14 protein-coding genes and 1 rRNA gene are annotated in these 10,998 nt (G+C 36.4%); 11 read left to right on the top strand and 4 right to left on the bottom strand.

Going from position 1 to position 10,998, the window contains the following annotated elements; translation table 11 throughout:
- Together BMY85_RS15730 and BMY85_RS15110 are read left to right on the top strand one after the other, a co-directional pair.
- The coding region (locus BMY85_RS15730) for a hypothetical protein (RefSeq protein ID WP_330387324.1) at positions 1-502 on the top strand (502 nt) is incomplete at its 5' end.
- A 126-nt stretch (positions 503-628) separates the two neighbouring features.
- Positions 629-841, top strand: coding sequence for a DUF6774 domain-containing protein (locus BMY85_RS15110; RefSeq protein WP_242939756.1), 213 nt, complete (start codon positions 629-631; stop codon positions 839-841).
- A gap of 65 nt (positions 842-906) precedes the next feature.
- On the opposite strand, the gene BMY85_RS15105 is transcribed toward BMY85_RS15110, so the two are convergent.
- The 4 genes from BMY85_RS15105 to BMY85_RS15090 all read right to left on the bottom strand — a co-directional run bounded on the left by BMY85_RS15105 (position 907) and on the right by BMY85_RS15090 (position 3,844).
- On the bottom strand, positions 907-1,386 hold the full coding sequence (locus BMY85_RS15105; RefSeq protein WP_092479225.1) for a deoxycytidylate deaminase: 480 nt from the start codon (positions 1,384-1,386) through the stop codon (positions 907-909).
- Between the two features lie 65 nt (positions 1,387-1,451).
- Positions 1,452-2,129 carry a TIGR01906 family membrane protein gene (locus tag BMY85_RS15100; protein ID WP_177180818.1) on the bottom strand — a complete coding sequence of 226 codons (678 nt, stop codon included), beginning with the start codon at positions 2,127-2,129 and terminating at the stop codon, positions 1,452-1,454.
- 109 nt (positions 2,130-2,238) lie between these two features.
- Entirely contained in the window at positions 2,239-2,580 is a 342-nt protein-coding gene (locus BMY85_RS15095) for a P-II family nitrogen regulator (protein ID WP_092479221.1), read from the bottom strand.
- Between the two features lie 22 nt (positions 2,581-2,602).
- Entirely contained in the window at positions 2,603-3,844 is a 1,242-nt protein-coding gene (locus tag BMY85_RS15090; RefSeq protein WP_177180819.1) for an ammonium transporter, read from the bottom strand.
- 367 nt (positions 3,845-4,211) lie between these two features.
- Between BMY85_RS15090 and BMY85_RS15085 the strand changes: the two genes are divergently transcribed.
- From BMY85_RS15085 to BMY85_RS15055, 9 genes are all read left to right on the top strand, one after another.
- Positions 4,212-4,385, top strand: a complete 174-nt coding sequence (locus BMY85_RS15085) for a DUF1540 domain-containing protein (protein ID WP_092479217.1) — start codon at positions 4,212-4,214, stop codon at positions 4,383-4,385.
- 648 nt (positions 4,386-5,033) lie between these two features.
- Entirely contained in the window at positions 5,034-5,252 is a 219-nt protein-coding gene (locus BMY85_RS15080) for a hypothetical protein (RefSeq protein ID WP_092479215.1), read from the top strand.
- Between the two features lie 171 nt (positions 5,253-5,423).
- Positions 5,424-5,576, top strand: coding sequence for a hypothetical protein (locus tag BMY85_RS15725; protein ID WP_177180817.1), 153 nt, complete (start codon positions 5,424-5,426; stop codon positions 5,574-5,576).
- 182 nt (positions 5,577-5,758) lie between these two features.
- A complete protein-coding gene (locus BMY85_RS15075; protein ID WP_092479212.1) occupies positions 5,759-5,950 on the top strand; it encodes a methyl-accepting chemotaxis protein in 192 nt (63 codons plus the stop codon).
- A 173-nt stretch (positions 5,951-6,123) separates the two neighbouring features.
- Positions 6,124-6,258, top strand: a complete 135-nt coding sequence (locus BMY85_RS16120; RefSeq protein ID WP_278280425.1) for a hypothetical protein — start codon at positions 6,124-6,126, stop codon at positions 6,256-6,258.
- A 181-nt stretch (positions 6,259-6,439) separates the two neighbouring features.
- Complete coding sequence (gene malQ, locus BMY85_RS15070) at positions 6,440-7,918, top strand: 4-alpha-glucanotransferase (RefSeq protein ID WP_092479210.1); 1,479 nt, start codon at positions 6,440-6,442, stop codon at positions 7,916-7,918.
- 203 nt (positions 7,919-8,121) lie between these two features.
- Positions 8,122-8,838 carry an ABC transporter ATP-binding protein gene (locus tag BMY85_RS15065; RefSeq protein ID WP_092479229.1) on the top strand — a complete coding sequence of 239 codons (717 nt, stop codon included), beginning with the start codon at positions 8,122-8,124 and terminating at the stop codon, positions 8,836-8,838.
- The gene (locus tag BMY85_RS15060) at positions 8,831-10,420 is read left to right on the top strand and encodes a hypothetical protein (protein WP_092479208.1); all 1,590 of its coding nucleotides are present in this window, start codon (positions 8,831-8,833) and stop codon (positions 10,418-10,420) included. Before BMY85_RS15065 ends, BMY85_RS15060 begins: the two co-directional genes overlap by 8 nt.
- A 505-nt stretch (positions 10,421-10,925) precedes the next feature.
- Positions 10,926-10,998: ribosomal RNA gene (locus BMY85_RS15055) — 16S ribosomal RNA — on the top strand; the annotation flags it as partial.

The following is a 10,998-nucleotide window of genomic DNA, read 5'->3' as shown; positions in this document are numbered from 1 at the left end:
ATTGAAAAAGGATGGTACCGTCTGTGTTGCAGATTATAATAAATATGTTTCTGGTGCAGATGGAACGCTATATGATGAAGTAGAGGACTGGACGGATATAGTGGATATCGCAGATGTTTTTGGAGGGCCAATAGTTGGATTGAAATCCGATGGAACAGTAATCTGTTCCAAATATGAAATAAAAGGTCCAGATGGCAAATTGATTAAAAATCCCCATGCCTTTCATGTATCTGGGTGGAATGACATTATAGCCATTTCCCAAAGCGGTTACAGTCTGTTGGGATTAAAGCGTGATGGAAGTGTAGTTGCTACTGGAGGAAATGCTCATAAGCAGCTAGATGTATCTGGCTGGCACGATATAGTGGCAATTGCCGCTGGAGACAGGGTTTCAATTGGCTTAAAATCCGATGGAACAGTGGTGATCGCAGGGGACTGTGGAAGAATTGCGTTACCAGATGTCTCTAATATGAAGAACTTATATGTACCAACAGTCAAATACTGATAGGTTCATAGTGTAAGGAAGGAATAAAGACACTTTATATTCCATTTACAGAGTTTGTTATGAAACAGTTATTTATGACATGCACGCCCCAAAGATTCCTTCATAAAGTAATCTTGAGGTGATTCTATGAATTTCAATAACATGAACTTTTGTTTTAATAGTCCTTGTGAAGCAGTGACAGCACTTACCGCATTGGCAGTTACCATTGCTAGAGGAAAATCAGAAGATGAAGTTACCTTGCTCGGTACATATTTTACACAGTTAGGAGATACTTTACTGACCTATGCAGCAGTAGATACTATCTGTTGTGATGATAGAATGGACCAGACATTTCAATAAACGGAAAGGGCATGATCTGCTTATTGATCATGCCCTTTCCTGACTTTATAGAAATTCCGTTACATTTATAACTCAAAGGTAATGCTTTTTCCTAATGGCTGATACTCACGGAATTTAATATTTACCGTTTTCATCATTCGTTTGGCGGCAATTGTAGAATCAGAATCTGCATATTTATCACTTAAATAAATCACTTCTTTTATACCAGCCTGAATCAGTGCCTTTGTACATTCATTACATGGAAACAGGGTAGTATAAATCCTAGCCCCTTGCATGTCTGTACCCGCATAATTTAAAATTGCATTCAGTTCTGCATGGCATACATACAGGTATTTCGTGTCCAGCGGGTTTCCCACACGCTCCCAAGGAAATTCATCATCAGAACATCCTGCAGGCATTCCATTGTATCCCACGGATAGGATTTTATTTTCAGTACTTACGATACATGACCCAACTCCAGTATTCGGATCCTTGCTTCGATGAGAAGACAAAATAGCAATGCCCATAAAATAAGCATCCCAATTAATATAATCAGTTCGTTTCACATGTATTCCCCCTTAGCTATGCCGTTTGCATTTTCCTTTATTATAACGTGAATTACGCATTTTGACTAGTCCATTCCTTTTCTGGAAGTTCCCTTGTAAAGCAAGAAACAGAAAAGACTAGTAAGCAGCACAAAACCAATGATAAAAATACCGCATAACATGAAAAACTGTTCTGGAAGCATGTTAATAATAGGGTCGGTATTGGGATCAAATATCCAGTAGTCATTATCAAAAAATAATTTGTGGAATGTTTCAAAGGTTTTGTCAAAATTTGTCGCAAAACCACATCCTAACACTAGTGGAGCTGCAATCATTGTAATGGACGCTGTTTTTAAAAAATGCAAATTCTTTTGTCCTCGTTTGCACCAAAGATAAACAAGGAGAAGAATAAGAGTGACAGGAATGATAAAAAGGAATAAATTAAAGATATCCTTTACCTCTGCAAAATGCTGTATTGCGTGTGAAGACTGAGGCAATGATGGAAGAGAGAGATTCCCTTTTACCCAAGGATAATAATAATTAATCAGAGCATTATAATTTTCGTACATAACTTGTTTGGATAATCCACTAGAACGTTCAATGTGGAAAAGCGAGACGGCCCATTTATAAATAGGACGAAAATACAATACAAAGGTGGACCAGAATGAGATAGATAAAAGGGTAATAACTAGAGCTATGTAAAACTCGGAGATGCATATTCTAGCCTTTTGAAGTGGATTTTTATATGTACAAGATTCATTCATTTTTAATATCTCCCTTCTAGAAAAATAATGTTTTGATTTAAATCTCATATGAGACAATCTTACCTGTCTAGAAGGGTGTCGTCAAGATGTTGACAGGAAATAATTTCTATTAAATTGCACTAGGACCACTTTCGCCAGTGCGGATTCTGACTACATTCATTAAATCATACACAAAAATCTTACCATCTCCGTGATTGCCAGTAACGGCAGTCTTTTTAATTATCTCAACTGTTTTATTTGCCCAGTCTTCAGAAGAAACGACAATCTCAAATTTTATTTTAGGCAAGATATGAATATCAACTTTGCTGCCTCGGACATATTCCGTATATCCTTTTTGCCTTCCACAGCCCATAACCTGAGAAATGGTCATTCCATGTACTTCTATAGAGTTAAGCGCATCTTTTACTTCTTCAAATTTTTCTTCCCGAACAATTGCTTCTATTTTAATCATGAATATAGGCTCCTTTCCATTTTTAATCTAATCCATTGAAAGAAGGGTACGCAGATTCACCATGCTGCGATAAATCAAGCCCTGTCTTTTCATCATAATCAGTAGCACGTAGAGGTGTAAACAATTTTACTATACTGGCACAGATTATAGTACCTGCTATAGCAATCACAATAGTAATTACAATACTAAGAACTTGTGCTACAAATAATTTAGTTTCACCATAAACCAGGCCATCCCAGCGTGCCACACTATTGATTGAAGACTTTCCAAATATACCAGTAGCAATGCCACCCCAGATTCCACCTACACCATGGCATCCGAATGCATCTAGGGCATCATCATAGCCAAAATGTTTTTTGACCTTAGACATAGTAAAGTAGCAGATAGGACTTACAACAGTACCAAATATAATGGAAGACCAGATAGGAACAAATCCAGCTCCTGGTGTAATAGCCACAAGACCAAGAACAGCACCTGTACAAGCACCAACAACAGTTGGTTTGCCTTGAACGATTACGTCAATCAGCATCCAGCTTAACATAGCAAATGCAGCTGAAGTATTGGTGGTAATAAATGCATGAGCCGCTAATCCATTGGCACCTAATGCACTGCCTGCATTAAAGCCGAACCATCCAAACCATAAAATCGATGCACCTAGTAATACGAATGGTATATTATGAATGCGGTACGCAGTTTTATCATAACCTTTTCGTTTTCCTAACATTAGGCAGAGAACAAGTCCGCTGACACCAGAACTGATATGTACTACATTTCCACCTGCAAAATCAACAGAACCTAAAACTTCTCCTAAGAATCCTCCTTTTCCCCAAACCATATGAGCCAAAGGATAATATACTACAAACAGCCAGATTGCGATAAAAATAAAGAGTGCCTTAAAGCGCATTCGTCCAGCTACAGAACCAGTAATCAAAGCTGGTGTAATGATTGCAAACATCATTTGAAATGCAGCAAAAATCAAGTGGGGAAGAGTTTCGCTATAAGGACCAGCATCTTGTCCAACACCAGTTAGGCAGAACCATTTCAAATTTCCAATTACAGTGCCGTGATCCTTGCCAAAACTAAGGGAATAACCAAGTAAAACCCAAAGGGCTGCGGAGAGTCCCATTATAAAGAAAGAACTCATCATTGTGTTTAGTACATTTTTACGTCTTACCAGACCACCATAGAAAAATGCCAGACCTGGTGTCATAAACATTACCATTGCAGAAGCGATTATAATAAATCCAGTATCTCCTGTAGAAATCATTTTCATTACCTCATTTCTGTTTCAATTTTGCAAGCACGTGCATAAAAAAAGGCATCCGGAATATTTCCGAACGCCCTCGTTCACTGTAACTTACTCTAGCATAGCAAAAAATGAATTACAAGAGAAAATCCCCAGTCAGCTAAAATTCTTAATAATATTAGGTTTCTTTCTTCTCGTTCAGCAGAAATTCCTTGCGAAAACTTAATCCAAGTAAGTCTTGGGCAATGTAGCAGATAAAATTGTTAATTATTTCCAAGGATTTTTATGTATGATATCAGAGAAAAATAAGAAATACATAAAACAAAAAGAAAAGGAAATACTAGCTAAGTAATCAAACAACCTAAAGTAGAAAGGAGATAGGACTATGATCTCAAATAACAGTATTCAATGTTCCGTAAATAACTGCAAACATCACGCACAAGACGTAAACTACTGCACGTTAGAAAAAATAAAAGTGGGAACTCATGAAAACAATCCGACAAAAATGGAATGCACAGATTGTGAATCATTTGATTTAAAAAGCTCTTGTGAATGCTAATAAGGAAATCCATTAGCCTGGACTGTCTTACAATAGACAGTCCTTTTTTAGTAAAATAAGAAATTGAAGATGTAAAAAAATGGGTTTCTAGAAAAAACTATGAATCAGTGAAAGATTAGTTGTATTTTTATCTAGTCAGTATATACATATAAGGCTGTTATATTTGCTTAGAAATGCAGAGAGAATATAAAATTCGGTTATATGGATTGTAGGAAAAGACGGAGTGCAAATAGTGCAGATTGTATAAAAATAGGGGATAACTAAACAAAAATAAACAAAATATTTTGCCTTGTGAATAGTGTGTGCTATAATACAGATATAGAACAGAGATGACAAAAAGACAAAAAAGATTGTAAGGATTTGTTCGAGTTACCAAATAACATTTCCTATTGCTTATATAAAGAAATGCATAATAAAAAAAGGGAATGAGGCATGACACTTAAGGCAGAACAAATGTCACCCTGCAGCAAGCTTATTTACTTAATACTAGTGGCATTTACATCGTTATATGTGATTCGGAATATACAATCATGCATCAGAGGAAATCTTATAGGTTCTATTGTTGCAATCGCTTTTTTACTTACTGGAATTATTATTGCAACATATCTTATACTATGAGCTAAAGATAAAAGTACAACAATTTACTATATGTGTTCAATTGGCTTAGTATTATATACATCAGAGTTGTTTACACATAAGAACGTAGCAGATTACAGTTTAGTACTTCCATTTATCCTTATTGCATTATTAGCATTTGACTTAAAGTTTATTGGCAGACTGGAAGTGACAGCAATAGCAATAGCCATTGTAAATATAATCGGGAAAGTTATTCTGCTGAAGGAATTTAACATACAGACTGGTTTATAATGTAATTTTCTTTATTATGCTAATCGTAATTGTGACATACAGAATGGCAAAACTGACATCTGGTTTTTTATTAAATAGTATGAAGCTACATGAAGAAAGCCTGAAACAGTAAAGGAAGATAGCAGATACAGTAATCGCAGCCATGGCAGAAATTACGGACAGTTTAACGGGGTGCGGGAAGGCATAAAAGCAGTTGGCCAAGGGGCAAATACTAATAATACATCACTCAAAATTATTGCAGACAGCCAGGAAGAGACAGCTGCTGAAATCAGTCAGCAGGTCAATATGACATCAGATATTCAAAATGCTATCGTTAATACATAATCCAGAATGGCAAACACAAACCAGACAACCGAGGAAGCGGCAGAGAAAATTGTCAATGGGATACATTTAGCAGGAGTGCTCCAGACACAATCCGAAAAAAGTCGATTTCAATGCGAAAGAGATGGCTGACATTGTAGAAACGCTATCCGCGCGAGTAAAAGTTCCACCATACAAACACAATTATGGCAATATTACGCCAAACAAATCTGTTCACCTTGAACACAACTATTGAAGCAGCTAGAGCAGGGAAAGGTTTTGCCATCGTTGCTGACGAGATTAGAAAATTGTCTGAAGAGACAAGGACATCAAGACAGGAAATTACAAACATCATAGTAGAGCTGGAAAAAGTAACGAATAAACCATGGACATTTTAAGCGAATCCGTAAATAACCTTGCAAAACAGAACGAGCAGGTAAATTTGGTTAATGACAGATTTATAGAGAGTGGAAATGATAGGAAACGATTACAGACGTTAATTTAGGAAATCCTACGGGATATACATAGCGTCGGAAGTGCAAAGGAGAAAATAGTAGACAGCATAAGTCAGTTGTCAGCAGCAACACAGGAAGTTTCATCGGCAATACAAGAAGGTTATGAGGCTAGAGAAGAAAATAGCGATGAAAGTTTCCGAATTTATGAAGAGAGTCGAAATAATGTACCTGAAAATGGAAAAATTGGTTAGAAGTTTTAACTATCAAAAGTAAAGAAGACGTTTTAGTATATTCATACCCCTATTATATTATGGATATATGAAAACGAACATGGTATAGCCCGTATCATTGATTGATGCGGGCTATATTATTGCATTTTTTTGCATCATGGATTAGAATGAAAGAAAAGTAATGGGAAAGGGGTAACGAAACGTGTCAGCATATTTGGAAAGAGGAGCGGGAATTCTGCTGCCAATTAGCAGTCTGCCATCACCGTATGGAATAGGTACTCTAGGAGAGTCCGCTTTTTTGTTTGTTCGGCAGCTAAAAGAAGCAGGGCAAAAGTACTGGCAGGTACTCCCAGTGGGTCCAACAAGTTATGGAGACAGTCCATACCAGTCTTTCTCCGCATTTGCAGGAAATCCATATTTTATTGACTTGGATCTGCTAAAAAAAGAAGGACTGATAGAAGATGCGGAATTACAGGAATTACATACACTAGACAAAGAATATATTTCTTATGAAACTCTATGGGAAGAGCGTTTTCCTATTTTAAAAAAGGCATATACAAGATTTGGTATCACAGATGAATTTGAACAGTTTCGAAAGACACAGCAATTCTGGTTAGAAGATTATGCGTTATTTATGGCATGCAAGGAGCACTTTGGGCAGAAATCATGGCTAGAGTGGGAAGATTCCATTCGTTACAGAACCAAGGAAGGGCTAGAGAACTATACAGAATTATTAACGAACGAGATAAACTTTTGGATGTTTATTCAATTTACTTTTTATAAGCAGTGGAAAGCATTAAAAGAATATGCTAATAGCTTAGGGATAAAGATAATAGGAGATATCCCGATTTATGTAGCAATGGATAGTGCGGATATTTGGATGAATCCTAAGGATTTTCAAATGAATGAAGAAGGAGAACCTACTTGTGTTGCAGGTTGTCCACCAGATGCATTTTCAGAGGATGGACAGAAATGGGGAAACCCGTTATATGACTGGAAGGCGATGGAGGAAAATCATTTTAGCTGGTGGCGAAAGAGGATGAAAGCCTCAGCAGAGCGTTATGACATTATTCGGATTGATCATTTTATAGGGATAGTCAGGTATTATGTGATTCCTATAGAGCAGACAGCCAAGGAAGGATGGTACGAAAAAGGACCAGGAGAGAAGCTGATTCAGGCAATAAAAGAGAGTATTGGTAATGCAAGAATCATAGCAGAAGATTTGGGCGTTCTGACAGATGAGGTGAAATTATTATTGGAAAAATCAGGATTTCCAGGAATGAAAGTGCTAGAGTTTGCGTTTGAAAATAATCCAGATAATATGTATCTTCCGCATAATTATATAGAAAACTGTGTTGTTTATGGGGGAACCCATGACAATGATACACTGAGTTCTTATTTTGAAAAGCTAAATGAAACAGCAAGAAAACATGCTATTTTATATTGCGGGGCGACTGGCTTAGAGGACATAGTGGAAAAGGCAATGGAGATGCTGTATCGAAGTGTTGCAGATGTTGTAATTCTGCAGATGCAGGATATTTTGCAAAAAGGAAATGCGGCGAGAATGAACTTGCCTTCGACATTAGGGCAAAACTGGAAGTGGCGACTTCAAGAAGGTGAATTCGCAGAAGAAATGCAGCTGAAATTAAGAGAGTTAGCAGAAGTTTTTGGAAGAATATAGATGGAAAAAGCCAAGAAATGAAATTGCTGAAAAGAGAGCATGAAAAACGCTAGCTTTATTGACATTTATAATGTTATATTGTATACTGAAATAGTTATTCAAAACCCATTTATTATATGTAAATACCTCCTCAAAATATGGGGAGGTATTTTTAGTAGGGGATGAAAGACAGGAAAAAAGTGAAGCAAGGGGAGAGTGCGAAAATGTTAAAAATTGAGGGTCTTACTAAAATTTACGGAGACAAAAAAGCAGTAGATAATTTAAATCTGCATATAAAAGCAGGTGAAATCTATGGTTTCATTGGTCACAATGGGGCAGGAAAAACAACAACGATCAAATCTTGCTGTGGGATATTAGGATTTGAGCAGGGAGAAATAAGTGTCAACGGCCACAGTATGAAAAAAGAGCCCTTAACTTGTAAAAAAGAAATTGCTTACATACCAGATAATCCGGATTTGTACGAATACATGACGGCAATTCAATATTTAAATTTTATTGCAGATGTTTTCGACGTACCTGGAAATATAAGAAAAGAGAGAATTGAAAAGTATGCAGAAGTATTTGAAATAAAAAATGATTTAGCATTGGGAATCAGTTCTTTTTCTCATGGAATGAAACAAAAACTAGCTATTATTTCAGCATTAGTACATGAGCCCAAACTGATTATTATGGACGAGCCATTTGTAGGTCTTGATCCTAAAGCATCTCATCAGTTAAAAGGAATCATGCGAGAATTCTGTGATGCAGGGAGTGCTATCTTTTTTTCGACTCATGTGCTGGAAGTTGCAGAAAAGCTTTGCGACAAGGTGGCAATTATAAAAAAAGGGAAACTCTTAGTTTCAGGAACTATGGATGAAGTGAAAGGCAATACCTCCTTGGAAGAAGTATTTCTTGAGTTAGAGGAGGGTAAAAATGCTTAAAACTTTAATGAAAAAACAACTAAGCGAAGTTGGCGCTTTTTTAAATTATGATGCAAAAAAAGGACAAAGGCGAAGCAAAAAAAATAAGATAGGATATATCGCTTTATTAATTTTCATATTCGGATATCTGTCTGTTATCTTCTATTTTGCAGCAGCTTGGATGGGAGGGCCAATGATAGAAGCAGGTTTTGACTGGCTCTTTTTTCTTGTTATGATACTGCTTACTACTTTTCTTGGTGTATTTGGTAGCGTATTTAATACTTTTTCAAGTGTTTATCTGGCAAAAGATAATGAAATGCTGTTAGCGATGCCTATTAAAAAGAGGGATCTTTTAATAGCACGTCTGGCGGGAATATATGTAATGGGAATCTTTTATATGTGCCCAGTATATATACCAACTATGCTTGTTGCAGGTTTTCGAGGCGGTTTTACTGTAAAAGGAGTTGTTTTTCAGCTTATAGTATTAATCGTTTTATCTTTTGTTACACTGGCATTGTCAGCATTGCTTGGCTGGCTGGTAGCCATTATAAGTGTCCGTTTAAGATCAAAAGCATTTGTCACAGTATTTGTCTCTCTTTTATTTATAGCAGCATATTATTATGTGTATTTTAAAGCTACAGCGGGAATAAGAGACTTATTAAATAATTTAGATAAAATTGCAGTATCGGTTAAAGCAAAAGGATATTTGCTTTACCGTTTAGGGATGGCACCTGCTGGAGACTTTTCTTCTATTATCATGATACTTGCAATTACTGTATTGCTTTGTGGAGTGGTTTATTATCTTTTGTGGGTAAACTTTACGAAAATACTTATTTACAAAAAGGGAGAAAAAAGAGTTGCGTATAAATCATCGGCAATTATAGAAAAGTCGGCTGAAAAATCATTGCTGCACAAAGAAGTACAGAGATTTACCAAGAGTGCAGGGTATATGCTGAACTGTGGATTGGGGTGTATCATGCTTCCTATTCTGGCTATTGTTGTACTTGTGAAAGGACCAGCTATAGCTCCGAGAATCTGTAATGTGCTTCCTGAACATCTAGCGGCTGTAATGATAGCAGGTATGGTGTGTCTTATGGCAACTATGAATGATATTACAGCACCATCTATTTCGATGGAAGGTAAGAGTTTATGGATTTTACAGTCACTGCCTGTTTCAAGTTTCCAAGTGTTGAAAGCAAAATTGAAACTTCATATATACGTTACATTGCCTCCTGTTTTATTATGTGCTGTATGTATAGGGAGAGTAATGAAGATAAATATTGTGGATATGCTTTGGTTATTACTTATATCTGCTTTATTTGTTCTGCTCGAAGCAGAGACTGGACTTTTGCTTGGACTTAAATTGCCTAATTTAGCTTGGACAAACGAAAATGCAGCATTAAAGCAAAATATGGGAGTGTTCATTGCTTTATTTGGAGGATGGGGATTTATTGCCGTTGTCGGTACCATCTATTATCTGTTACGAAAAGCAATTAATCCAGTAGGCTTTATGATTGCTAGTGCAGTTATTATATTTGGATTATGTGTTCTGCTATATAGATGGTTAAAAGTGAGAGGCAGTAGGATTTTTGAGTCGTTATAAACACGTATATGATAGATGAAAAAAGAAGTCGGTCGGAACAAAGGCTGACTCCTTTTTTGGTAGCAGATATTTTATTGAATCAGCTTAATTTTCTGTTCCTAGAAAAGTATATAAAAGCATATTGTGTAATACGGAATGGATAAGAGAAAAATTTTTTAATAAACAGATTGACTTTATTGCAATGGACTGCTATACTATTTCAGGTCAACAGCGAATTGAATGAAATGTTCAGGTAATTTGTAGTTTTGAAAAACAATTTGAAAAAACTTGTTGACAGGCATCGAAAGATGTGATAAGATATAAAACGTCGCTGAGAGGAAAGACAAAGTCCTGCAGCGAAGAACATTGATAACTGAACAGTGAAACAACCTTGAAAATTCAGAAAATAAATCTGTTCCAAGACTCTGGTTTTGGAATGCGAACAGCATCTGAGAAGATGCACCTGTATAGTAAATGAATTCTGGAAACAAAAAGCCAAGCTTTTCGTTCTGGAAGGATACAGACTTTTATTGAGAGTTTGATCCTGGCTCAGGATGAACGCTGGCGGCGTGCCTAACACATGCAAGTCGAACGAAGCA

The sequence above is a fragment of the [Clostridium] polysaccharolyticum genome, from assembly GCF_900111595.1.
Taxonomy (GTDB): domain Bacteria; phylum Bacillota; class Clostridia; order Lachnospirales; family Lachnospiraceae; genus Clostridium_AI; species Clostridium_AI polysaccharolyticum.
This window is presented reverse-complemented; position numbering and strand designations above follow the sequence as displayed.

Coding starts and splice junctions, on each gene's coding strand:
- BMY85_RS15110 (WP_242939756.1), top strand. CDS start 629: ATGAATTTCAATAACATGAACTTTTGTTTTAATAGTCCTTGTGAAGCA.
- BMY85_RS15100 (WP_177180818.1), bottom strand. CDS start 2,129: ATGAATGAATCTTGTACATATAAAAATCCACTTCAAAAGGCTAGAATA.
- BMY85_RS15095 (WP_092479221.1), bottom strand. CDS start 2,580: ATGATTAAAATAGAAGCAATTGTTCGGGAAGAAAAATTTGAAGAAGTA.
- BMY85_RS15085 (WP_092479217.1), top strand. CDS start 4,212: ATGATCTCAAATAACAGTATTCAATGTTCCGTAAATAACTGCAAACAT.
- BMY85_RS15080 (WP_092479215.1), top strand. CDS start 5,034: ATGTGTTCAATTGGCTTAGTATTATATACATCAGAGTTGTTTACACAT.
- BMY85_RS15075 (WP_092479212.1), top strand. CDS start 5,759: ATGGCAATATTACGCCAAACAAATCTGTTCACCTTGAACACAACTATT.
- BMY85_RS15065 (WP_092479229.1), top strand. CDS start 8,122: ATGTTAAAAATTGAGGGTCTTACTAAAATTTACGGAGACAAAAAAGCA.
- BMY85_RS15060 (WP_092479208.1), top strand. CDS start 8,831: ATGCTTAAAACTTTAATGAAAAAACAACTAAGCGAAGTTGGCGCTTTT.